Origin of the sequence: Microbacterium testaceum (genome assembly GCF_020781835.1) — a bacterium.
Taxonomy (GTDB): Bacteria; Actinomycetota; Actinomycetes; order Actinomycetales; family Microbacteriaceae; genus Microbacterium; species Microbacterium testaceum_H.
Map to the genome: position 1 here is coordinate 144,904 of NZ_JAJGNJ010000006.1, position 23,386 is coordinate 168,289.

The 23,386-nt window shown below is 60.7% G+C and carries 19 protein-coding genes and 1 tRNA gene; 12 read left to right on the plus strand and 8 right to left on the minus strand.

Translation table 11 applies throughout. From position 1 onward, the window contains the following. Window positions 1-84: 84 nt before the first annotated feature. The gene (locus LL239_RS10580; protein ID WP_228163402.1) at window positions 85-1,290 is read left to right on the plus strand and encodes an aminotransferase class I/II-fold pyridoxal phosphate-dependent enzyme; all 1,206 of its coding nucleotides are present in this window, start codon (window positions 85-87) and stop codon (window positions 1,288-1,290) included. A gap of 175 nt (window positions 1,291-1,465) precedes the next feature. Here LL239_RS10580 and LL239_RS10585 read toward each other — a convergent pair whose 3' ends face one another. Together LL239_RS10585 and LL239_RS10590 are read right to left on the minus strand one after the other, a co-directional pair. Next, a complete protein-coding gene (locus tag LL239_RS10585) occupies window positions 1,466-2,272 on the minus strand; it encodes a carbon-nitrogen hydrolase family protein (RefSeq protein ID WP_228163403.1) in 807 nt (268 codons plus the stop codon). Next, window positions 2,269-2,784, minus strand: coding sequence for a DUF6328 family protein (locus LL239_RS10590; RefSeq protein WP_374197626.1), 516 nt, complete (start codon window positions 2,782-2,784; stop codon window positions 2,269-2,271). The genes LL239_RS10585 and LL239_RS10590 overlap by 4 nt, the downstream gene beginning before the upstream one ends. A gap of 81 nt (window positions 2,785-2,865) precedes the next feature. Between LL239_RS10590 and LL239_RS10595 the strand changes: the two genes are divergently transcribed. Both LL239_RS10595 and LL239_RS10600 read left to right on the plus strand, forming a co-directional pair. Then, window positions 2,866-2,939, plus strand: a tRNA-Met gene (locus LL239_RS10595). A 307-nt stretch (window positions 2,940-3,246) separates the two neighbouring features. Further along, on the plus strand, window positions 3,247-3,426 hold the full coding sequence (locus tag LL239_RS10600) for a hypothetical protein (protein ID WP_228163405.1): 180 nt from the start codon (window positions 3,247-3,249) through the stop codon (window positions 3,424-3,426). Between the two features lie 74 nt (window positions 3,427-3,500). On the opposite strand, the gene LL239_RS10605 is transcribed toward LL239_RS10600, so the two are convergent. The 4 genes from LL239_RS10605 to LL239_RS10620 are packed head-to-tail and all read right to left on the minus strand — an operon-like array spanning window position 3,501 to window position 7,113. Continuing rightward, window positions 3,501-3,782, minus strand: a complete 282-nt coding sequence (locus LL239_RS10605) for a Dabb family protein (RefSeq protein WP_228163406.1) — start codon at window positions 3,780-3,782, stop codon at window positions 3,501-3,503. Continuing rightward, on the minus strand, window positions 3,783-4,766 hold the full coding sequence (locus tag LL239_RS10610) for a GDP-L-fucose synthase family protein (protein ID WP_228163407.1): 984 nt from the start codon (window positions 4,764-4,766) through the stop codon (window positions 3,783-3,785). Next, window positions 4,763-5,812 carry a GDP-mannose 4,6-dehydratase gene (gene gmd, locus LL239_RS10615; RefSeq protein ID WP_228163408.1) on the minus strand — a complete coding sequence of 350 codons (1,050 nt, stop codon included), beginning with the start codon at window positions 5,810-5,812 and terminating at the stop codon, window positions 4,763-4,765. Before gmd ends, LL239_RS10610 begins: the two co-directional genes overlap by 4 nt. Before the next feature lie 2 nt (window positions 5,813-5,814). Continuing rightward, window positions 5,815-7,113, minus strand: a complete 1,299-nt coding sequence (locus LL239_RS10620) for a glycosyltransferase (RefSeq protein WP_228163409.1) — start codon at window positions 7,111-7,113, stop codon at window positions 5,815-5,817. Window positions 7,114-7,154: 41 nt separating this feature from the next. Here LL239_RS10620 and LL239_RS10625 point away from each other — a divergent pair, with 41 nt between their 5' ends. From LL239_RS10625 to LL239_RS18140, 9 genes are all read left to right on the plus strand, one after another. Further along, window positions 7,155-7,724: an acetyltransferase gene (locus LL239_RS10625; protein WP_228163410.1), complete on the plus strand. Its 570-nt coding sequence runs from the start codon at window positions 7,155-7,157 to the stop codon at window positions 7,722-7,724. Then, entirely contained in the window at window positions 7,721-8,980 is a 1,260-nt protein-coding gene (locus tag LL239_RS10630; RefSeq protein ID WP_228163411.1) for a glycosyltransferase, read from the plus strand. Before LL239_RS10625 ends, LL239_RS10630 begins: the two co-directional genes overlap by 4 nt. Before the next feature lie 442 nt (window positions 8,981-9,422). Then, the gene (locus LL239_RS10635) at window positions 9,423-10,079 is read left to right on the plus strand and encodes a glycosyltransferase (protein ID WP_228163412.1); all 657 of its coding nucleotides are present in this window, start codon (window positions 9,423-9,425) and stop codon (window positions 10,077-10,079) included. A gap of 80 nt (window positions 10,080-10,159) precedes the next feature. Next, a complete protein-coding gene (locus LL239_RS10640; RefSeq protein WP_228163413.1) occupies window positions 10,160-11,341 on the plus strand; it encodes a glycosyltransferase family 4 protein in 1,182 nt (393 codons plus the stop codon). A 1,368-nt stretch (window positions 11,342-12,709) separates the two neighbouring features. Next, window positions 12,710-13,936, plus strand: coding sequence for an O-antigen polysaccharide polymerase Wzy (wzy, locus tag LL239_RS10645; RefSeq protein ID WP_228163414.1), 1,227 nt, complete (start codon window positions 12,710-12,712; stop codon window positions 13,934-13,936). A 378-nt stretch (window positions 13,937-14,314) separates the two neighbouring features. Continuing rightward, window positions 14,315-15,172, plus strand: coding sequence for a glycosyltransferase family 4 protein (locus LL239_RS10650; RefSeq protein ID WP_228163415.1), 858 nt, complete (start codon window positions 14,315-14,317; stop codon window positions 15,170-15,172). Continuing rightward, window positions 15,169-16,089 (plus strand): glycosyltransferase, encoded by a 921-nt coding sequence (locus LL239_RS10655; RefSeq protein WP_228163416.1) that lies wholly within the window; start codon window positions 15,169-15,171, stop codon window positions 16,087-16,089. The genes LL239_RS10650 and LL239_RS10655 overlap by 4 nt, the downstream gene beginning before the upstream one ends. Beyond that, window positions 16,067-17,557, plus strand: coding sequence for an oligosaccharide flippase family protein (locus tag LL239_RS10660; protein ID WP_228163417.1), 1,491 nt, complete (start codon window positions 16,067-16,069; stop codon window positions 17,555-17,557). Before LL239_RS10655 ends, LL239_RS10660 begins: the two co-directional genes overlap by 23 nt. Before the next feature lie 521 nt (window positions 17,558-18,078). Beyond that, entirely contained in the window at window positions 18,079-18,540 is a 462-nt protein-coding gene (locus LL239_RS18140; protein ID WP_374197627.1) for a glycosyltransferase family 4 protein, read from the plus strand. Window positions 18,541-19,609: 1,069 nt separating this feature from the next. Here the strand turns inward: LL239_RS18140 and LL239_RS10665 are convergent. Then, window positions 19,610-21,046: a Coenzyme F420 hydrogenase/dehydrogenase, beta subunit C-terminal domain gene (locus tag LL239_RS10665; RefSeq protein ID WP_228163418.1), complete on the minus strand. Its 1,437-nt coding sequence runs from the start codon at window positions 21,044-21,046 to the stop codon at window positions 19,610-19,612. After that, window positions 21,043-22,158: a polysaccharide pyruvyl transferase family protein gene (locus LL239_RS10670; RefSeq protein ID WP_228163419.1), complete on the minus strand. Its 1,116-nt coding sequence runs from the start codon at window positions 22,156-22,158 to the stop codon at window positions 21,043-21,045. Before LL239_RS10670 ends, LL239_RS10665 begins: the two co-directional genes overlap by 4 nt. Between the last annotated feature and the right edge of the window lie 1,228 nt (window positions 22,159-23,386).

Here is a 23,386-nt window from a genome sequence, read left to right on the forward strand (position 1 = left end):
GGCGGCGGACGATTCACGCTCCGCTACGGTGAGAGGGTTTCGGCCCGGCTCCGGCCGCCCCCTCTCCCCGAAGGCATCCGCATCATGCACGACCTCCCCGGCGCCTGGCGCCGCACCGCCCTCGGCGCGGGGCTCATCGCCCCCGACGGCACCTCGGTTCCCACGATCTTCGCCGAGATGACAGCGCTGGCCGCCTCGACGGGCGCGCTCAACCTCGGGCAGGGCTTCCCCGACGAGGACGGTCCCGAGATCGTTCTCGAGGCGGCACGCCAGGCGATCGCCGATGGGGTGAACCAGTACGCGCCGGGCCGGGGCTTCCCCGACCTCCTCGCGGCGATCGCCGAGCACCAGCGGCGGTTCTACGGCGTCGAGCTCGATCCCGCTCGGCAGGTGCTGGTGACGGTCGGCGCCACCGAGGCGCTCGCGGCGACCCTCCTGGCCCTCATCGACGGTCCCGACGACGAGGTCGTCGTCTTCGAGCCGTACTACGACTCGTACGCCGCGTGCGTCGCGTTGGCCGGCGCTCGTCTGGTTCCCGTCCCGCTGCGGTGGCCGGACTTCCAGCCCGACCTCGAGGTCCTGGCATCCGCGATCACGGACCGTACGCGCGTGATCCTCGTCAACGACCCGCACAACCCGACCGGCACGGTGTTCTCGCGTGAGGTGCTCGAGGAAGTCGTGCGCCTCGCGCACCGCCACGACGCGATCATCGTGACCGACGAGGTGTACGAGCACCTCGTCTTCGACGGTCCGCACGTCCCGATCGCGACGCTCCCCGGGGCGGTCGAGCGCACGCTGTCGATCTCGTCGGCCGGGAAGACGTTCTCGCTCACCGGCTGGAAGACGGGCTGGGTGACCGGTCCCGCCGAGTTGGTGTCGGCCGTGCTGGCGGTGAAACAGTTCCTGACCTACGTGGGTGGGTCGCCGTTCCAGCCGGCCATCGCCGCGGGACTTCGCCTCCCCGACACGTTCTTCGCGTCGGTCGCCGCGGAGATGAAGGCCAAGGCGGACCTGCTGGGCACGGGGCTCCGCGCCGCGGGCTTCGACGTCAGCACTCCCGGGGGCTCGTACTTCACGGTCGTGGATGCCGCCCCGCTCGGCGCCGTCGACGCCGACGCGTTCTGCCGCGAACTCCCGCTCCGGGCGGGCGTCGTCGGCATCCCGCTCACCGCGTTCGTCTCCGCGGAGCACCGCGGCGATTATGCGACGCTCGTGCGATTCGCCGCGTGCAAGCGCGTGGGAGTGCTCACCGACGCGGTGGAGCGCCTGAGCGTCCTCTCCCCCGCGTAGCCACGGTTCACGGCGGGAGGTTCCCCCCGCGCGCGTACCGTCCCGAGGACCTTGCGGCCGACACCCGCCACGGTCCGTGCGGACACGGCTTGTCGACCGCCGACTCCGCACGACGGCGCGGCCGCGAAGCCGGCGGCGGCGCGGCGCCGGGCAGGTCGCCGCCGTGATGCCGGCGTCAGCGCGGGGTGACGCGGAAGCGGCGCAGGTCCAGGGCGGGGTTCACGCGGCGCACGCGGGCGATGGCGCCGGGATCGATGTGCGCGACGGAGACGTCCGTCGCCGTGCCCACGGTGGCGAGAGGGACGCCCTGAGGGTCGACGACCATCGAATGACCGACGCCGAGAGGCGGCGGGTGGTCGGCACCCGCGACGAAGAACGTGTTCTCGATCGCCCGCGCCGTGAGGAGCGTCGTCCAATGGTGCTCCTTGAGGGGCCCGCGCACCCACTCCGCCGGCACCAGGGCGACGTCCACACGCGCGTCGGCGAGCGTGCGCGCGACCTCCGGGAAACGCAGGTCGTAGCAGGTCATCAGCCCGAAGCGCAGGCCCTCGACCTCGAACGTCTCGGGCGGGGCGATCTCGCCGGGGGCCACCCAGTCCGATTCGCGCTGACCGAACGCGTCGTACAGGTGCAGCTTGCGATACACGGCCCGGATGCCATCGCCCCCGACGGCGATGACCGCGTTGCGCACGCGACGGCCGTCGTCGGCCCGCTCGACCAGCCCCGCGACAAGCACGACGTCCAGGTCGCCGGCGAGAGTCCGAAGGGCGGTCGCGAAGGGGCCGTCGAGGTCTTCGGCGTTCTCGGCGAGCGAGAGGTCGAACGGGTCGACGAAGTAGCTCGAGTATTCGGGAAACACGATCACGCGAGCTCCCCGCGCGGCGGCCGTGCGGGCCAAGTCGGCCAGTGCGTCGAGGTTGGACTGCTTCGCCGCGGACGGGGCGAACTGCGCCACCGCCACGCCCACCGTGTCGTGCGTCATCTGCGCCCCTTCCCGCTGCCGAACCGGCGGAGGAACGCCGGGCCCACGACCCACAGTACGAGGATGACGACACCGAGCACGACCGCGGCGGCTATCGCCGCGTCCAGCCCCACGACGACATCGAAGACGAAGGCGACCACACCGCCGAGCAGAAGCGCGACCGCAGCGAGTGCCGCGATGAGAGCACGGTGACCGAATCGCACGGTCGACGGCTTCACCCCCTTCTGGAACACCGCACGGTGCAGCGCCACGGGGGCCAGCGCCAGAATCGCCGTCACCGCCGAGAGCGACACGAGGACGAGGTAGCCGATGCGCTGCGCCTGACTGAGGTCGGCGAACGCCGGCTGAAAGGCGAGGGCCAGAAGGAAGCCGGTGAGGATCTGCGTGCCGGTCTGCAGCACCCGCAGCTCCTGCAGCACGTCCGCCCAGTTGCGGTCGGCGCGCTGCGCGGCGCTCTCGGGGCGGCCGTCGGCGAGGTCGTCATGAGGGTCATCGGTGGGGGTCAGCATCATCGAATCATGGCGGGTTCGGGATGCGCGAATCAACGCCGATTGGACACGCCCCGGAACCCGTGCTAGGTTTATCTCTTGTGCCGCGGGGTGGAGCAGCTCGGTAGCTCGCTGGGCTCATAACCCAGAGGTCGCAGGTTCAAATCCTGTCCCCGCAACAAAGAGAAGGCCCCGGATCCTCGGATCCGGGGCCTTCGGCATTTCCTCCGCGCTTTCGGACGAGCCTCGAGCGCGGCTTCCTCTGCCGGCGAGGAGGCCCGCCCCAATGCGGAATCGACGCACGCGGCGGTCCCGGTGGGCACCTGCTCACACGCACCATGTGTGCGTGGTAATTTTGCGTCAGGTGTCATATACCTGCGTTCTCGTTGATCGTTTCTCGTACCGCGATAGCTGGAGCCGATGTCCCGGAAGAATAGGAATTACGATCCCTCCCGTGCCCGAATCGTCGAGGCATATGGGCCCTCGTTGCGTTGGACGAAAATCGTGCCGCATGTCCGGCTCACGCCCGAGGTCGCATGCGAGATGCGACGGGAGGGCTACTCGATGGTCCTGGTGAAGACAGGATGGTGGAAGACCCATCGGCTCTCCCTGATCAGGTACCTCGAGCGGTTCGGCTCTCGCGTCGAAGACGGACTCATCACCTGACGATTGCTTCGCCGGCGACAGTCGTCGTCGCCCGCACGCGAAGAAGGGTCACCCTGCAGGGGCCGTGTTCCCCCTCACGTCTCCCAGTCCGCCACCCACCAGTCCGCGAGACCGGCCATCCGCTCCGCGACCTTTCGATGAGACTCGCTGGACCGCCACTTCTCGAATGCTGCGCGGTCGCGGAGCGTCCCGTCCTCGACGATGACCCGCCCTTTGCGCGTATCGAGCGAGAGCGCAACGGTCCATGCGAGCACGCCCGGTGAGGCGCCCAGCGTGCGCAGTTCGTCGATCGCCGCAGAGACGTCCGGGTCCGTGACCTCGTCACGGACCCGGAACAGCACGACGTGTCGAAACATCTACTGCCGCAGCGCTCCGATGTGGTCGCGGTACCAGGCGACGGTGCGCTCCATGCCCTCCTCGAGCGAGATCTTGGCCGTCCACCCGGCCTCGGCCAGCTTCGATACGTCGAGAAGCTTCTGGGGCGTTCCGTCGGGCTTGGACGTGTCCCACTCCGTCTCCCCGGTATAGCCGGTCACGCGGGCGATCGTTTCGGCGATCTCGCGGATCGTCACATCGGTTCCGGTACCGACATTGACTTGATCGGGCCCGTCGTAGTGCTCCATGAGGTGGAGGCACGCGTCGGCCATGTCGTCGGCGTGGAGGAACTCGCGCCGCGGCGTCCCCGTCCCCCAGTTCGTCACACTCGTCGCGCCCGAGGTCGCCGCCTCGTCATATCGGCGGATGAGCGCCGGAAGCACGTGCGACCCCTGGGGCGAGAAGTTGTCGTTGGGCCCATAGAGGTTGGTCGGCATCGCGCTGATCCACGGAAGGCCGTACTGACGCCGCACGGCCTGCGTCTGCAGAATGCCGGCGATCTTGGCGATCGCGTACGCGTCGTTGGTCGGCTCGAGGTGACCCGTCAGCAGCGAGTCCTCGCGGATCGGCTGCTCGGCGAACTTCGGGTAGATGCACGACGAACCGAGGAACAGCACTCGTTCCACGTCGTTGGCGAGGGCGGCATCCAGCACGTTCACCTGGATACGCATGTTGTCGCTCAGGAAATCGACGGGGTACGTCGAATTCGCCAGGATGCCACCGACCTTCGCCGCGGCGAGGACGACGTACTTCGGCTTGATTTCCCCCATATACGCGAAAACCGCGTCGCGATTCTTGAGGTCGAGCTCGGCTGAGGTTTTTCCGACGATGTTGTCGAAGCCCGATGATTCGAGCTTGCGGACGATCGCCGATCCCACGAGCCCACGATGGCCCGCGACGTAAATGGTCGCGTCGCGATCCAACTCGTGAGGGGTGTAGCTGACACCGTCGACGGCGGTGGTCACGCGCGGGCTCCGAGAAGCTCAGTGTTGCTCCACGTCGGCAGGTCGACCGCGTCGATCCACTCCGGACCCTGCTCGAGTGCCGTCACATCGGCGTCGACCATGAGCTTCGCCAGCTGGTCCCCCTTGATTGAGGGAACCCATCCGAGCTTGTCGGCAGCCTTCGTCGGGTCGCCGATCAGCGCGTCCACCTCCGTCGGACGCAGATAACGCTCGTCAAACTTGACGAACTCCATCCAGTCGAGTCCCACGTGCCCGAACGACGTCTCGAGAAAGTCCTTGATCGTGTAACCGACACCCGTCGCGAGCACGAAGTCCTCCGGCGTATCCGCCTGGAGCATGCGCCACATGCCCTCGACGTACTCCGCGGCGTATCCCCAGTCGCGGATCGATTCGAGGTTGCCGAGGTAGAGGTCTTTCTGCACGCCGGCCTTGATGCGGGCGACCGCGCGCGTGATCTTGCGCGTGACGAACGTCTCGCCGCGGCGAGGCGATTCGTGGTTGAACAGGATGCCATTGACCGCGAACATGTCGTACGCCTCGCGGTAGTTCTTGGTGATCCAGTAGCTGTACAGCTTGGCCGCCGCATAAGGCGAGCGCGGGTAGAACGGCGTCTCCTCGTTCTGCGGCGGCGGCGTCGCACCGTACAGCTCCGACGTCGACGCCTGGTAATACTTCGTGTCAATGCCCGAAAGCCGCACGGCCTCGAGAAGTCGAATAGCGCCCGTTCCGGTGGTATCGGCGGTGTGCTCGGGCTCGTCGAACGACACGCGCACGTGCGATTGTGCGGCGAGGTTATAGACCTCGTCCGGATCGATCTCGCTCAGCAGCGTGACCATGCGCGCTCCGTCGGACAGGTCACCGTAATGCAGAAACAGCTTCGCGTTTGGGTCATGCGGGTCGACATAGAGATGGTCGATACGGTGCGTGTTGAAGGTCGACGCGCGGCGGATGAGGCCGTGTACTTCATATCCCTTCGAGAGCAGGAGCTCCGCCAGGTAAGAGCCGTCCTGGCCAGTGATGCCAGTGATGAGAGCGCGTTTGGTCAAGGTTATCTACCGATCTTGATCATGGTTTCGGGTTTTGCGGAGTGCTTGCCTGCGGCGGCGGCAGTCAGATCCGCGAGAAGACTAGCGAAGCGATCAAGCGCAAATGTTTCATCGAGGACGGTCTCTTTGTAACGTTTACCGTTTTCTCCAAGCCGGCGCGCCTCGTCGCGATCGCCCACTAAAGCTTTCGCACCCTCCAGGAGAGCGGTCGCGTCGCCGGGCGGGACGGTCAACCCAGCCTCGGCATTCCGAACTTCCTGCGCAGTGATGCCCAGTTCGTCCGTAGCAGCCAGAACCGGACGGCCTGATGCGAAATAGGACGTCAGCTTGCTGGGCACACACATCTCGGCGACCCCGGGCAATTCATTGACCAGGAGCACGTCGGCTGACTGGAGGATGTCCGCGAACGCGCGGTCGTCGAGAGGCGGGAGAATCGTCGTCGTCGTCGGCTGACTGTTGATGCGGTCGACGAGGTCATCCCGCTGCGCGCCATTGCCGACGAGTACAAAACGGACGCTCTCGCCCTTCTCGTGCGCCGAACGGCCGGCATCCACGACGTGGTGCAAGCCCTGTTTGACCCCCATGTTGCCCGTATGCACCACGACGACGTCATCGTCGCTCCACCCGTAAGCCGCACGAACAGCCTCGACATCGGTGACGGGAAATGCCCCGAGATGGGTCCAGTTTCGAATCACCGCGATACGTTCACGCGGCACGCCGTAGTCGTCGTGAATGCGATCCGCGAAGCGATCGTGGATGACGACGACCGCCGAGGCCGATCGCAACAGCCAACTCTCGATCGAGCGAATGACACGAGCGGCCATGCCCCGCCCCTGCCCCGTCTCAGCCATGCCCAGGTTGTAAAGGTCTTGAACCCAGACGATAAACGGCGTCTTCCGGTTCATCAACAGGGCACGTGTACGCACCAGTGCCGAGGAGATGAGCGCTGGCGAAACAGCGATGATCGCCGTCGGCCGTCCCCAGCGGGCGCAGGCCTGACGAACTCCGAAGATGACTTCCGATAACGCACGCACGAGAGGCGCCGGACGGCGGGGAACATGATGCCAAACCCGCGTGACGGCGACGCCGTCGATCTGTTCGCGGCGCGACCATTGCCCGTAACCTGGCGCGATCTTCCAGTCTGGATAATGAGGGTGCGCGACCACAGCCCGAACCTGGTGGCCACGCCGAGCGAGGCCGGAAGCCATGGCGCCGGTATAGGGCGAGATTCCAGTAGTCTCCGGAGGGTAGTTGATCCCGAAGAAGAGCGGTCGCGAGTCGTGCTGCACGATGCAGACCATACAACCGAAATGATTACAATCCAGTTACGAAAAGGGACGCTGTGAGCGATATTCCCGTGATCGATCTCTCGAATGCGCCGGGCGAACGGGCGGCGTGGGATCAGCCTTCCTGGAAGGTGTATCTTTGGGCGATCTGTGAACTCTTGTTTGTCACAAATCCATGGCAAATCAGTTCGGGGCTGCGCGTGCGCGTTCTTAGGGCCTTCGGCGCACAGATCGGCGAGGGTGTAATATTTCGACCTCGAACCCGCGTGAAATTCCCGTGGAAGCTACGTGTCGGCGACCGGTCCTGGATCGGCGAAGGGGTGTGGTTTCACAACCAAGACCACATCTACGTCGGCCACGATGTCGTGATCTCACAGGAGACATTCCTGACGACGGGAAGCCATGCGCACCGTCGTGACATGGCGCTCATTACACGCCCGATCCACATCGAAGAGGGGGCGTGGATTACCTCACGCTGCGTGGTCCTCGGCGGCACGCGGATGGGGCGATCGGCTCTCGCACGGCCTCTGACCGTCATCTCCGGAAACGTACCCGCGAACGCCGTCATCGCTGACGCAACCGCATCGGTGGTAGGCGCGCGATTCACTTCGGAGGTTCCTGCGTGAAGATCGCGCACGTTGTGACCTATGTCTCTCCAGACGGGGCCTTCGGCGGCCCGGTGCGGGTTGCGCTGGGTCAGGCAGGAGCGCTCGCGGAGAGAGGGCATGATGTCACGGTCTATGCCGCGGCGCCCCCGGCGCTCGCAGGCACATCGTCGGTCGATGGCTACACGCTCAAAACATTTCCGGCCCGGCGCCTCGCCCCCGGGAGGGGATTTGCAGCGATGGCGGCGCCGCAACTAACGAGAGCCTTGAGCGCGGAGGCCGCGAGCTTCGATGTCGCTCATATACATCTCGCGCGCGACCTTGTGACGCTCCCGGCTGCGCGCCAGTTCTGGCTGGCGCGCGTACCATATTTCGCACAGCCGCATGGCATGATCAACGTCTCCGACAACCCCCTGGCGAAGCCGCTCGATGCCATCGTGACCAGGACCTTGCTCCGCGATGCACAGATGGTCTTGACACTCACTGACCGCGAGGTCAATGACATCACGGCGATTGAGGCCGCTGCACGAACGGCGCCGATCTCGAACGGTATCCGCATTGATGAGCCTGCACCTTATGAGGGTAGAGAGAATGTGGTGCTATTTCTCGCCCGGCTCCACCCTCGCAAGCGTCCACTGGCATTCGTTGAAATGGCGAAAGGCTTGAAAGACGCACTTCCTGCCACACGGTTTGTACTAGCCGGCCCCGATGGCGGCGAGGGAGCCGCTGTTCGCGCCGCGATTGCGGATGCTGGCATGGGGGACCGCCTCAAGTGGATCGGCGCGGTGTCTCCCGACGATACGGAGGCGCTCCTGGCGTCCGTCCAGGCCTATGTGTTGCCCGCGGTCGGCGAGGTGTTCCCGATGACGATCCTCGAGTCACTCCGTGTCGGAACTCCCGTCGTGACGACGCACTCGCTCGACATTGCCAGCGAGTGCGAGCGATTCGGGGCAGCGGTTATTACTGACGGATCACCCGAAGAATTAGCCGAGGCGGTCACGCGGGTGTTGCTTGCCGACGCAGAGTCATCCCGTCTGCGCGCGGGTGGGCAGAGCTTCCTTCGTGAGAAGCTCGACATCGCTCGCGTTGCCGAAACACTCGAGGCGCTGTACGTCGATCAAGTGGCTGCCATTTCACAACGGGGATCTGCGTCGTTCAGGCTTATGCGACAAGATAACGGGTCTGATTCGTCGAGCGGCTCGGCGGCTCCCTCAACGAATGACGGACCACTCCTGAGTGATTCGCCAACTAGGTCAGCGGAGCAATCTAGTGATTGAACAAACAGCTCCTCGTGTCCTGTGGATCACCAACAATGCACCGCCTTATCGGCGCCCCGTGTGGCGTGCCCTTTCGGCCGCAACTACGCTCGAGGTGCTGCTTCTTGCCAGCGACGAAGGGTTGGCAAACGAGCGTAGGCGCGGAGAAGATTGGATGGGTGCCAACCTCGGAAGTGAGCCGGCGTACAAGCATAGGTTTGCCCGTTCGTCTCGGTTTGAACGGGGAGAGAGCAGCTACTTCCTCCTCCGCGAGTCGGCGAGGCGTCTTGCGCGAGGACGAGACGCGGTGGTGTTCGGGGGGTGGGAGTCCCCTGCGTACTGGCAGATACTCGCGGCCGTAGGTCGAAGCACGCGACGAGTCGGTTTCTATGAGTCAACATTGTGGAGCAGCCGCTACTCGGCGGGGCCGATTGCGGCGGCGCGTGCTCGGTTCTATCGATCCATGGATGTCGTCGTGGTACCAGGAGTTGCCGCCGGAGACGCCATTCGTTCAATGGGTGTGCCTGCCGCCCGCATTCTTGAGGGGTTCAACGCTGTCGATGTTTCTTCCTTCGCCGCGGCTTCGGCGCGAGTCGTGAGTCCAACTCATGCCGGTCATGCGTTCGCCTACGTCGGGCAGCTCATCGAGCGGAAGAACGTCGCTGGGATGATCCGCGCGTTCTCGAAAGCTCGAGGCGTGCACGATACGCTCACGATCGTGGGGTCAGGAGACCAGTTGCCGATGCTCAAGGACCTCACCCTGGCGTTGGGACTTGAGGAAAGAGTCCGGTTTGTGGGGCAGGTCGCCAATGAGGAACTTCCCTCAGTGCTCGTTACCGTTGACACACTTATCTTGCCGTCCTTGGAAGAGGTGTGGGGGCTCGTGGTAAACGAGGCGCTGGCGTCTGGGTGCCAGGTTATCGTTAGTGAGCGTGCAGGGGTTGCTCCGTCGGTTCAGGGAATGCGGGGCGTGTACATTGTGAGCCCGACCGTCGATGGGATTATCAAAGGAATTGGACTCGCTCGATCGCGATACATAGGGCGAGTCCCAAAACCCGAGATACTTCGTCATTCACCGGAGGCATTTGCGTCAGTGTTTCAGAAGGCCATCTGCGACTGATGAGTTCCACGCATAAGACTCGCGGGAGCTCGGTGCCAGTCAGCTACACTGTTTCCGCACCCTATGCGGAGGGTGCGATCATGAAGATAGTTGAGCACTTGGGCGCCGCGGGCTCTGATGTCGCATTGTTTGCGCCATCGCGGAAGCTGAATGACGCTATTGCGCGCCTGCTGAGAGACTCTCCTGGCAAGAGAGCGAAGAGCGTTGCGACGCGCCTGTCCCGTGGAAAGGCGCCCACCGGCGTTGAAGTCGTACCGGTCACCGGAGCGCTGGAGGCGCGTCGCCTCGTGGGTCTCGTCGCCACTCGTCAAGGTTGGGGTCAGGCCATTTCATTCGACCTCTTGAAGCAAGAATTTGATCGTCGCGTCGCCGCTTCACACAGCGCTGCCTCTGGGATCTTCATAGGAATGCCGGGCGCATCGCTCCAGTCGTTCCGCGCGACTGCACCAGGAACTCTTCGGGTGTTGCACGAGGTCGATGCTCCGCCACACGCACACAACCGGGCACTTCTGCAGCACTATCGCGCCGCAGACCTGTCACGAGAGCTGCTTCCCGAGCGCGTTGCGAAGTACATTGAGCAAGAAATTGCGGAGTCCGATGTTGTGCTCTCTCCCTCCAGTCTGGTGACGGCGCAGCTCAGGGAATTTCACGCGAACGTGCGGGTACTCCAGGTGCCATACGGAGTGGACTTCGACAAGTTCCGTCCTGTCCGGGTGAAAGATTCGCCCACGGCTGCCGAGCGCAGCCGTCCGACGTTGATATATGTGGGACAGATTAGCCGAAGGAAGGGGATCCCGTTCCTCCTCGACGCCATCGAGGGGACTGGTCTGAAGCTGGATCTCGTCGGCCCGATTGTGGAACCGGGACTGCTGGCTCGTTTGCCGTCAGAAGCACGCTATCTTGGGACGCTTCCGCATGATGCCCTGCGCGATCGCCTCGCCGCTGCAGATGCTTTCGTATTCCCAAGTATTGAGGACAACTTCGGACTGGCCGTTGCCGAGGCCGTTGCCTCTGGGCTACCCGTCATCGCTACCGCCGACATTGGTGCCGTGGAAGTCATTCCGATGCAGGACGTCACGATTGTCCCTGCTGGCGACGCTTCAAGCCTCCGTGCGGCGATGGAAAGTGTTCATCCGCAGTCCTTGCACGAACGTGCCGAACGCGCTGAACGTGCCCGTGGAGAGAACAGCGCCATCCTAAGTTGGCCCGAGTATGTCGAACGAGTCAAGACCGGCCTGGAGGAATACTATGTCCAGCAGTGAGTGCGCCACTGATGGGTTTCGAGCGCACGTACAGTTCATAGTCTCACCCGGCTACCATGGACATAGACTCATGTATGCGGCGCTGGCGGTAGATGAGTCATTGCAACTTGGGCGGAGCCCCGTGCTTCTCCTGCCTCATGGCGCAGTAGAGTCCGATGAGTTTCGCCTACACATTGCGCGATTCGGTACATCCATCCTAGTCGAGGAAGTGCCCGAGTTCTCCGTTGCTAAGCTGAGGTCGCGAGTTCCAGATGACTCTGCGTTTCCAACGGTCTTCATCGAGGCAGACACCTGGTTGCTCCCGCTCATACTGGGGGCACCTCGGTGGCCCGGCGGTACCAATCTCGTGATCATGCGGCCAGGGGCATCCGGAACCAGCATCACCGCCAGGATTACGGGTGCGTTGAAGCCTGCGCTCCGCTTATGGGCTCGCACTTTCACCGATCATCGCCCGTGGAAGCTGATGAGCTTCACGACTGGCTCACTGAGACCCTTTGAGATCCGCGACCCTGTATCGTTTGCGGGTGACCCCGCTCAAGCTTGCGAGCTGCGTAAGGAGTGGACTGCTTCGGCTGCTCCGGGGGTTGAGTCATGGGCGGGGATTCTCGGCGCCATCGGCAAGCGAAAGAATGTCGAACTTGTTGCCCGTGCAATTTCCAACCTTGATGGCCGTGTGGGGTTGGTCCTGGCTGGGCCACCAGAGCTGAACGAGAGCGAGGTCGAGGACTGGATCCTGCCGCTCCGGAAATCGCGTCGAGTGGTTCGAATCGCGCGGCACATGACTGATGGTGAGCTAGACTCCGTGATCCTCGCGCTTGACTGCGTCGTGCTCGCACATTCTAATGAAGGCCCGAGTGGAATCCTTGCAAGAGCGCTGATTAGCGGCGCGAGAGCGGTCACAGCCGGAGCCCTCTCCCTTCGCGCCGACGCGTCGAGAATGCCAGAGCGCGTAAATTGGGTGCCTTTAGAAGCCGACTCGATTGGTGCGGCAATAGATGCCGCAATTCGCCAGGGAAGAACGTCTGGGTTCGAGCACAGTGATACTTCATTCGCTCGACTTTTGGTCAATAGCGCATGAATACAGCAACGGCACACGCGGCATACCGCGCGGAAACTCTCGGCGGTGAACGGCGGGTCTCAGATGGCTGGTTCGCTCTCGTCTCGTCGGTTATTGGTGTACTTATCCTGACTGTGCGGGTTGTCCCTGAGACCGCAACAAATGCGCCGAGTCGTACTGGCGTGCTTGTTTCCGGCGTCTTCATTCTCGTGGGGCTTCTCCTCGCGCGCCTACTTGGAGGGCCAATACACGCGCTTTCCTCTTTGGCGGTCGTCATGTATTGCCAGTTCCTCCTTTTCATGGCGCGTCCCATGTATCAGCTGCTGGAAGCCGAGAGCATGAATGCCTTCACCGGGTCTGCATACGGAGACGCATTCTTGACGGCTTCTATGATTTGCGGATTGGGTTTTGTCTCTATTTGCGTCGGCTATGCAATCGGAAAGGGGCGGGCTCCGTCAACGATGCCTTTGGAACGAATCTCACCTTTTGACGAGCTGACCTGGCCGTCAGTCCGACGCGCACTAATCATCGTCGTGGCAGTCGGTTTCCTCCTCTACTCGATGTACATACTCCAAAATGGAGTCGGAAGCTTTTTCACAGGAATCAACGCTGGACGCTCGGAACTCTCACGCAGGTCGGTGGTGGCCGCATCTGGATACCTGACTTCAGGGTTGCAATTCTCGACGGGTGCACTACTAATGTTGATTCTCGGATTTCGATTGCGAGCAAACTACACGGCTGGATGGCTCTGCCTGACTGTCCTTATCGTCGCTATGTACCCCGAGATCGCTGGCGGAAATAGGTCAGTGTTCATACCGATACTCGTCGCTCTAGTTTTGGCGCTTTATACCACGAATCCCCGCGTACTGTCGCCTTTGCGAGTCGCCCTCGGCGGTCCCGCGCTCTTTTTCCTCGGTATCGTCGCTCCGCGTCTATGGCGAGATCAGCTGGCGCAAGGTGGATCACTGGAAGCTTCGTTGATCGCTGCGTTCAACCCATCGGTTGCGATAGAAGGATTCGTCGGGGGCCTCGATACGGCTATGGTCGACAGCTTCGAGGTTCAACTCGCGGCGCAGCAGTCTGGCGCATTGGAAATGCAGTACGGCATGACGTACGTGGGCGCGGCCGGCGCGGCAATTCCGCGTGATTTATGGGCTGGAAAGCCCGATTCGGTTGATCAGGTCCTTAATGCAGCACTGTTTCCGGCTCTGGACGCTCAAGGAATCGGGTTCTCCTTCGGGTTCTACAGCGAGCCATACTTCAACTTTGGCGTGGTTGGCGTCCTGATCGTCGCTAGTATGTTCGGGCTGTTCTTGGGTGCGATAACCAAGGCTTCTTGGGTACGCCGCTCCCCCTTCACCGCGTTCGTCTTTATCATGGCGACAGCCTTCATATTCCCGATAATGCGCGGAAGTCTCTCTTTCGACATTCAGAGACTTCTAATTGCGGCACTTCCAGCGATGCTCGTTATGTTCTTCGCATTACGCGTCGCCAGCCGAACCAAATACTCAGGCGGGCAGCCCAGGAAAGGCTCATAGCGGATGTCTCGCATAGTCGTCCTTAGCGCTGGAACCCACCCAGAGCCAGCATTCCTTGCTGCGGGGGCATCACGCGCAGGGTTTTCGACGATGTTCGTGTCATCGGCGCTGTGGCCAAGTGATCACCCGCTGATGAACTTGGTCCGTGGATCGTCATTGGTGCCCCAGCGATTCAAGCACGAAATTCTTCGTCGCGAACTACCTCTGGGACTTGAGATGTCGAACACACGTCGGCGCGCAGCGTTCGGTGAACTCCTTCTTCAGTCTGGTATGCGATTGTCGCCTAAGCGTACTCGGGAGATGGTGCGGGCACGCACCCTGAGCTTCCGTCGCGCGGCAGGTCATTTCGTAGCCGAGCACAAAGGGGAGCTTGAGTTCGTGATCGCACAGTACACCTCAGCCCTCGATGCTTTCCGATCGGCGGGGGCGGCGAAGCGGGTCCTGCTATACCCAATCGCGCATCACCGTTGGATGCGCGATTTTCTAGGGCAGGAGGCCGAGCGGAACCCAGATTGGGCACCATTCCTCCAAGGCCACGATATCCTCGGTGAGGATGAAGCCGATCTAGATTCTGAGATCGAACTCGCGGACTTGATTATTGTTCCGAGCTCTTTTGCTCGAGACACCTTCATCCAGGCAGGGGTGGCTGGTTCTCGGATCAGGGTGGTACCACTCGGCACTGATATCTCGACGATCCCTCAAGCGACTCGAACTGACAGGTTCACGGTAATGTTTGCCGGCCAGCTTAATCAAAGAAAAGGCATCAGCTACTTGCTGGACGCGTTCGATAGGGCCCAAATCCCAGAAGCTCGGCTCGTCCTCATCGGCGGAGCCGGTGAGGATATCCGAACCCACATACGTCGCAACTATCCACACGTTGACATACAGGGTACCCGGCCGCGATGGAAATTGAAGCTCGCTATGGCAGAGGCTGATGTGCTTGTGATGCCGAGTCTTGCTGAAGGATTCGGCTTGGTGGCGCTTGAAGCAATGTCAGTGGGAACCCCCGCCATCGTGACACCTCACACGTTCGGCGGCGACGTCATCACTGACGGAATCGATGGATGGACCACACCGGTCGGTCAGTCGGAGGATTTGGCCAGACTCCTGGCAAGTGTGGCGTCGGATCGGGAGCAGCTAGCTCGCGTCTCCGATGCAGCTGTAGCTACTTCGCATCGTTTCTCATGGGATGAGTACGGTAGCCGCGCTATGTCAGCTATTGGAGTCGTACGGTGATCCCGCTCCGCGACGAGGGTCCGATCGGAGACGTGCGGTTAAGCATAGTTATACCGTGTCGGAACGGCGCAGCGACCCTGCGCCGCCAGCTGGACTCGATTTTCGAGCAACAAACGACCGTCGGCTTTGAGGTCGTGGTAGCGGACAACGGATCGACGGACAGTACCGTGATGGTCGTAAAAGAGTATGTGAGCCGGGGTCTTCCTATTCGGGCAGTCGACGCCTCGAGAGCTGCGGGTATCAATGTCGCGAGAAACGAGGGAATACGCGCGTCGGTCGGTGATCTAGTTCTACTCTGCGACGCCGACGACCTTACACATGCTGACTGGATCGAGTCCTACTGGCGCGCGTTCCAACGTGGAGCTGCCTGCGTGGGGGGCGGGATCAACCGTTTCATTGAGGGCAGCGGAGTCGTCGCGCGAGAACGCCGCCTGTATCAAGTTGAAAACGATCTGCCTCCGTATGCGATAGGTGCCAACTGTGGTTTTCGCAGGGACGTCTTCGACCGGATTGGTGGTTTCGACGAATTAATTTTTGGGGGAAGCGATGAGATCGATTTCTTCTGGCGTGCATCCGACCAGGGATACACGCTGGTGTGCGTGCCCGACGCGGTGATAACCTATTTCCAGCGCGACGATCTCTCGCGGGTGGCCAAACAGCACTGGCGGTACGGTCGAGGATTTGTGCGACTTCTCCGCAAGCACCGACATCGAAATAAAGAAATCAACGTGCAATTTAGAATTGGGCAAGTGAAGGATGCCCTCGCGGCTCTCGCATGCTGCTTCTTTCGCGTGCGGGGTATGGAGAGGCGCATTTACGTTGAGCGAGGCGCCTTTGCTGTGGGCGCACTAGCTGCTTCGTTCTCGTACGGTAAAACCGGCGAGATGCGCACGCATGCGTATGCTGGTGGGGACTGAGATGGTTGACAATCACTCAAGAGGTACTCGCGGCGTTCGCGGCGGAGGTGTAGTCATCGCCAGCCAGCTTGTTCGAACAGTCGTTCAACTGCTCGGCGCGCTGCTGCTCTCTCGCCTACTCACCCCGGCGGACTTTGGCCTTATGGCTATGGCCACAGTTCTGCTGATTTTCGCGGACCTCGTGCGCGACTTTGGTCTCTCAACTGCCGGCCTTCAAGCCCGCTCGTTGTCGTCGCAACAGGCGTCAAACCTTTTCTGGGCTAATGCGGGCCTGGGTCTAGCTCTCTACGTGGTCGTCGTCGTTCTAACTCCCCTCGCGGCGCTGGTCTATGACGAGCAGAGGATGTGGGTCATTCTCCCAACGACCGGGCTTGCGCTTCTGCTCGGGGGTCTGCAGACTCAGTTCCAGGTTCAACTCACACGCGACCAAAAGTACCGCTCGCTTGCTTCGACAGAGATCGCCTCAGCTGTACTCGGGCTAGGGAGCGCACTGGCGGTTGCGTACGCGGGAGGCGGGTACTGGGCCCTCATTGCTCAGTCAGTGGTCGGCGCAATAAGCCTGACACTCCTCCGGGTTTTGTGTGCGCGTTGGCTGCCGCAGCGCCCGCGCCGCGGCCACGGCTCCTCTCTGCTTTTTCGCATAGGAGCGCATCTGGGTCTGGCCAACGTTCTCGCCTTCTTGCAAGGCAACGCAGATACTGTGACGCTTGGCGTTCAGTACGGGCCGACGGTTACAGGGTATTATAGTCGCGCCTTTCAACTCCTAACCTTACCGACCAATGCGGTACTCGGCCCGCTTTCGAATGTGGTTGTCTCGGTAGTGAGAGGGGATTCTGGTGATGCTATCGCGGCTATGCTTCTTCGAATCCAGTACGCGCTTGCGACGCTTACTGTAGGCTATTTTGTAATTGCCGCCAGTACCGCGGAGCACCTTATACCGGTCCTCATCGGTAACCAGTGGCAGGCGTCGGTTCCGTTCTTCCAGATCTTGTCAATAGCCGGCGCCGTTCAAGCACTATCTCAGGTGAATTACTGGAGATTTGTTCTCAGCGGCCAGACGCGAGCGTTGCTCCGCTATAACATGATTTCGAAACCAGTCGTGGTGGTCGCAATTGTCACATGCTCACTTTATAGCCCAACTGCCGTGGCTTGGGCCTACTCAATAGGGATGTTGTTGAGCTGGCCGTTGGCTCTCGTCTGGATTTCGCGGGTTACGCGGACTTCATCTTGGCCGTTCTTTTGGCATGGCTCGGCGACAATAGTGTCAGGCTGCTTCGCCTACGCAATCGTACGTCTATGGTTTTCCGTTTATAGCGACGCCAGCCTCTGGGGCGGCCTTCTTAGCGGCCTACTCATCGCGGTATGCGTTTACCTGATCGCGCTTCTTGCTATTCCCCTCACACGTAGAGCGATTCTCGATTCAGTCTCGCTAGCGATGAAATTGAGGCCTAGGGAGGGTAGCTTGTGAGCAGTGCCGACCGAATAGTAGTGTTGACAAGTCGCGATCAGAAGGAGCTTCCAAGCGGAGTCAGACGTCGAGTGGACCACCTTCGCGACTACTATTCGAAGCGCGGCGCCACGGTCGTGGTTACAGCGATTCGCCCTAGTCGTGCGAGAAATACCGTCGGTCATACGTTGTACTTGCTCGGCGAGCTATTGCGTCGTGGCTCGATCGTGCACGTAGCAGCGTTCTTCCAGCCCAACATGGTGCGAATCGGCGGCTATCTGACTCGCTGTGGCCTGGATGTAGTCGTTGACGTATGCGACAGCTGGCTCCTTCTCGCCGAAGAAGCAACCGAAGCCCGACAAAGACGCACGATTGAGGACGGCGTCCGCTACACTCGGACTCTTCCGAGAAGGGTCGCCGTCTCGTACATTAGCCAAAGGGACAGCCAGGCTGACTTACCGATCAATCGTACGCGGCGAGCGCTGATTGTTCCGCCGAGCGCACCTGCTAGCCTACTCACTCTCGCCGCCGTGTATCCCGGAATGGCTGAGCGGCTCACCGTGAGCGGTGACTTTGCGTCCTCGCACTTACGGGAGGGCATCCAGTGCTTGAGAGAATGTTGGCCACATGTACGCCGGGTCGAAGGCGATGCCCGTATAGACATCTATGGGCCGAACGCGTGTCTACTTTCCGACATACCGGGCTCCCGAGTCCACGGTTTTGTCGATGATATCGGAGATCTATACCGCGGTAATACAGTGGTTGTTGTGCTGAACCGCGCAAAAAGCGGCGTTCCCAATAAGATCGTGGAGGCCGTAGCCGCACAGCGTCCAATCATCGTGCATGAAAGCTTCCGGACGTCGTTGAGTGCTCACCCACTTGTGCGCTGGTACCACGATGCGCGAAGCCTGAAAGAAGCAATTCTCGCTTTCGTACGTGAGCCGCTCCCCGCCTTCGATAGGCCGATAATTCTGGCTAGTGAGGTCGACGTAAACGGACAATGATTCGCCTCCAGTTTTCAGAAGTGCCTGCCGGATGAACGGTGTTTCCGCGGCAGCGGTCATCGTTCATGCGTCCTGAGACATGCTTACAACTTGATTCGCCACCAGGAGAGCGTGGGCATTGAATCGATTCGCCCGGTGTGAGGACCGAACGGCTGATAGGTTCGGTATAGGCTGCGAGGAATGAGCGGGTCGGTCATCTGCGCACCGAACTCGATCCGCGTCAGCCGCCGTGAGCGTTCTTGAGTTCGCGGTCAGGAACCAAACGATGATGCGGTTCGAGAACACGTCCTTGATCGCGCAGACACAGGCACGACACCTTCCCAAAGATCCCGCCACCGGCGAGCTCAGATACAAGCGTGCACGTCATCGAACAACCGGCTCCTCGCCCTCCCCGCACCGGACAACTCGCCCTGTGACCCACGCCAGATGTCCGAGGAGCCGATACGCGCCGCAGCTAGCACTCAGTTATCGCCGCCTTCACGAAGGCTGCAGACTGGTAGGCAAGATGATGAAGCCAATCCGAAAGCTGCCAACCCTCTCTAACGCCGAATAATGCTGTGGATACACCAGAACACTTGGCGAATATGAAACGACTCCTGGAAACGTGGGGCACGATTGTGATTACGATAGCGGAGCTTACCGCGCGTTTTGAGAGATACGCATTGAGCATTCTCGCTTCACCCTTAGTCGTAAACGGAACGGGCGTGACGCAATCGACGTAGGAATGACCGCAAGCTTCGATCTTAGCCGCTGACAGAGGTTCACCCGACGGCGACACGGATATGAGGATTCGCGAAGCTTGGCCGCGCGAGTAAAGCTCTTCTGCATACGCGATGCGATTTGGCGTCGGGGGGCCGAGTACAAATATCACATCACTTTTCGGCAACGATTCCGCCCACGGAAAGGCGACAAGGCCGATGTCGACTAATACGAGCACCAATATCCACACGAAAGAAGTCGCAGCTAATAGCTTAAACTTGAGCCTCCGTTGCTTAGCCTTCATTAAGACTGAACTATTAACTCTTGCAGCACCCCTAGCCGAACGTACCGGACTACTCATAAACGAAACTCATAGACGAAACAGCTTCTTTACGGAGCCTATTAGCCCGTTGCGTTGAAGCGCAGAGGTGAGGTCGATAACACGATAGAGCAGCCTATAGCGCCAAATATGAGGACGCATGCGTCGATAGAAGTGATTCCAATCTCCGAGCTCCACGGCGCGCAGGTAGTGGACATGGCTAGCCTGGGCTATGAGAACTCGCTGCCTCTGGACGAGCCTCCTTAGATACGGAAGTGTCGGGTCAGCGCCAAACCGCTTCTGCGGGCGTACACGCCGAGCGCGATCATCCTGGGCAAGACGGTAGCCGATCTCGTCTCGGGTATGACGCACCAGCCCCCGTTGCGAGCGAAGTACCTCATCCACTTCTGCTTCGGAAAAGCGAAGTCGGCGCTCGCCAATCCCTGCCTGGATCAAACGCGCAAGATCCGGCCGCCGCGTAATCACGACATTGGAACCGAATGGGTCGTCCTCGTGACCCGGGAGCCACGCGTCTCCCACAACAATGTCCGCAGTCTCATTGAATGCATCATCAGTGTAGTCGGAGAATTTCGCTTTGAAGAAGCACCAAGCCCAGTCGCTCCCGAACAGGTCCGACTGCCGACGCATTAAAGTCTGTCGCCGGCCATCGATTTCCCCAGTCATGGACATGCGGTAGTCCCAAGACTTTCCCTCACCATTCTTTACGCGGAAGTCGAAACTATCCAAGCTAGATGGAGCTATCCCGGACTGCCAGGCGAAACTCTCCGCATAACGAGTTGATTTCTGGTGACCGCAAATGAGTCCAATGGTGTATGCGACACATCTGCCAATCTCATCGTCCACTTCAGCGAGCAGGCGCAACTCGAAAATTACGGTCGGGATACCGACCACGGCATAGCGTCCCGGCTTACGCCGCATGATCGCGAGGACCCTCGAGAGCTCGACCGGATAATACCGAGACTTCGAACCCGCGAGCACTTCGTCTGGAGTGGACGAGACTCGATAGGTGAACAGGCGCCCTTCGTCGATAGACTCTGCCACATGAACCACGTAATCGACCAGATCGAGGCGCAGGAGCTCCGACAGTAACCAAGAGGCCATTCCGCCGGAACTACCAGCTGATCGGAATGATCCCTCTTCGACGTAACCTACATGAAGCGAATGGAAATACCCGAGAATTGGATCGAAGTGTGCGTCGGCTCGACCGCCGTACAGTTTTTTGGCTAACTGCGACTCGTCGGCGACCTTGAAATCCGACATTGCGCACACATCAAGAATTTGCCGCGCGTCCTCGTCCGTAATATCCTCAGCGAGCACCGAGCGGTAGAAGCCGCGATCGTCCAGCTCCATTGTTACGCGCTCGGAGCGGGCGGCGAGGACACCACTACCTACTTCGAGATCCGCAGCAATCAGAGCACGCAAGGAAGCCAGATACTCGCCGTCGTTACGGTTTGGAGACTTTGTCATAGAGACCTCGACTCCGTGTCTGTGGCGTGGTCTCGTCGCAATACCTCAATCTTTGCGCGCAACTGTGAGTAGTACTCAGTCTCGAAGTACGGAGGCAGCGCTTTGACCGGAGGAGTTCCGTACGCCTTCGCCGCTAGCTCCACCGCTTGGTCGACCGTCTCTGCAAAAAACACATAACGCTCGAAGATGTGGCTTGGGAACCATGCGACACCGGAACGTAGCTTGTGATCAGTCGTGCCCAGGACCACAACGGGGGTTCCCGCAATGAGCGAGAAGATGACACCGTGGTAGCGGTCGGTCACAGTGACTTTGTATCGGGAGAATACCCGCCAGGTCCGCTCCAAAACGCTCTTCAGATTCTTGCGGATATAGGTGGGACGGAGTTCCGACTCAGTATCCGACAATGTTGTTGGCGCAATCGCGGAGAGATATCGCTCGAGGCGGTCTGCTTCCCCGGAAGCAACATAGACTGACTCCCGATCGCGTCGAAGACAAAGTTGTATGCCTGCACGTTCGGACCATGCTCCATAACTACGACGGCCAATTTCGCGGGTCACAATATCAGGGAAGAGCAGATGTTGCGCGGAGGGGAAATTTTCTCGAGCCACTTCATGTGATCGAACGTCGCGACTCACTATGGTTACAGCACCGTGATTCTCAATCTCTGCGGAGAAATCCGCAAGGTCTGCGTCGTTCGCAAAGTTTACGGTCTGCGGGAGGAACACTATTGGAATTCCGGAGAACTGACGCAATAGCAGTCGCTGTAATTCGATCTCCCGCGGGTAGAGATCGGTCATGTGGTAGCCGCTATGCGCGAACAGCAGATCGCCCTCGAGGAATATCCGCTGAACCCACCGAATGAGCCAGGCGTTATATACTAGAGCGGACATGGTGTCGATTAAGACGACGTCATGCTGGGGATAGCTCGACCGTATCCACTCGGCGGCGCACAGACTTTGGGCGTGGTCGCCGAGGTTTTCGTGAAACGGGGACCCTACTACAAAAGCGAGCGATCTCCCCCTCTTGCGCCGCATGGAGGTGAGTGCAGCGAGATAGAAAGAGAGCCGATCGCGTTTGTGGCGAATCACTGCCAAGAGATGGCTGAAGTTCATTACTGGTTCCTTAGTGGGCACTCTCTGCGCAGGTTTCTAGACTACTGCATAACGCGTTGCTGTTCGATGAAATATCCAGCCATGGTCGGGTTGCGACGCAACATCGGTCCTCCCTCGGGCCCAGGTCTTCGACTTGAAGCAGAGCGCCTCTCTGGAACCCTCGCCTGACAAACCGGATGACAGTGTCGCTCGCGGCTCTGAAGGCCACAGTCGACTGCCTACTCGCATGAACGGTTCCTCTCGAACTTCCCCCAGGTGGTAGGTACGCAAGAACGGGCAGGATCTCTCCTGCCTGCATATTTGTCAAAGTTCTGGCTCTCGCCGGAACGCGCTGTCGTCAACTCGGTGCGAGGGACACCAGGTTGCTGCGATGGATGCGCAGCCACTGGGGCGAGGCCTGAATGCCCTGCCGGCACTGACGACATAGACGGCATTCGTATCCGACTCTCTATCCTCGGCAGCAGGTGCTACATGACTGTCCCCTCCCTGGCACCGTCTGGCGTGATCGCGAGGTTTGCCGTCCCGCTTGGCTTACCTTCGCTGGAGATGCTCACGGCGATCATGAAGCTTGTGCCGCCACTCATTCTTATAAGCCGCGGACCGGCGGGTAGTGCTCTAAAATATCGGCGCACTCATTCGTAAGGATCGCATTCAAGAATGACGGGCTGGCCGACTGCCTTTGGATCGAACTGAATGATGCCGATGAGTGGTTGGGGGTGATCTGGGCGACATCGCGAAGGGCCCCGCACTTTGGTGTCGGCGAAGACGCCCCGGGGCATTACCAACGAGACCTCCGAGCGTGGGCTTGGGGCACATCCTAGCTATCGGACGTTGTAGAGGAGAGCGCCGAGCGAACTACGTAGATCTTGACGCAACGGATGCGGAGGCCTCGCGCACTTCGACGTCTTCGAACGCATCGCCGAGGGTAGCTGGCGCGGCATGAGCAATCATCCCCCGAGTCAGGAGTGGCGGCGATGCCGGAGCGGTTGATCGCTTTGGTCTTGACCGGCGAGAATATGGTCACTGTGGAGTCGAGTGTGAGTTAGAAAGCAACAGCCAGGCCGATGCAAAGCGGGTTTGTAACATCGATGAGATGATGAGCCGGTTCATGCGCAGAATGTGCATGTCGTCACGAAGCTCCATGGCGCCTCTCGGTTGGGGTTCCGAAGACCATCCTCGCACACGCGATATTTCACGCTGGTATCTGGTTCGTATCGGTTCAAGTAAA

Bases quoted from the DNA above. Each gene is read 5' to 3' on its own strand.
- LL239_RS10580 (WP_228163402.1), top strand. From the start codon at position 85: ATGCACGACCTCCCCGGCGCCTGGCGCCGCACCGCCCTCGGCGCGGGG.
- LL239_RS10585 (WP_228163403.1), bottom strand. From the start codon at position 2,272: ATGACGCACGACACGGTGGGCGTGGCGGTGGCGCAGTTCGCCCCGTCC.
- LL239_RS10590 (WP_374197626.1), bottom strand. From the start codon at position 2,784: ATGATGCTGACCCCCACCGATGACCCTCATGACGACCTCGCCGACGGC.
- LL239_RS10605 (WP_228163406.1), bottom strand. From the start codon at position 3,782: ATGTTTCGACACGTCGTGCTGTTCCGGGTCCGTGACGAGGTCACGGAC.
- LL239_RS10620 (WP_228163409.1), bottom strand. From the start codon at position 7,113: ATGGTCTGCATCGTGCAGCACGACTCGCGACCGCTCTTCTTCGGGATC.
- LL239_RS10635 (WP_228163412.1), top strand. From the start codon at position 9,423: ATGGATGTCGTCGTGGTACCAGGAGTTGCCGCCGGAGACGCCATTCGT.
- LL239_RS10640 (WP_228163413.1), top strand. From the start codon at position 10,160: ATGAAGATAGTTGAGCACTTGGGCGCCGCGGGCTCTGATGTCGCATTG.
- wzy (WP_228163414.1), top strand. From the start codon at position 12,710: ATGTATCAGCTGCTGGAAGCCGAGAGCATGAATGCCTTCACCGGGTCT.
- LL239_RS10660 (WP_228163417.1), top strand. From the start codon at position 16,067: ATGCGTATGCTGGTGGGGACTGAGATGGTTGACAATCACTCAAGAGGT.
- LL239_RS18140 (WP_374197627.1), top strand. From the start codon at position 18,079: ATGGCTGAGCGGCTCACCGTGAGCGGTGACTTTGCGTCCTCGCACTTA.
- LL239_RS10665 (WP_228163418.1), bottom strand. From the start codon at position 21,046: ATGACAAAGTCTCCAAACCGTAACGACGGCGAGTATCTGGCTTCCTTG.
- LL239_RS10670 (WP_228163419.1), bottom strand. From the start codon at position 22,158: ATGAACTTCAGCCATCTCTTGGCAGTGATTCGCCACAAACGCGATCGG.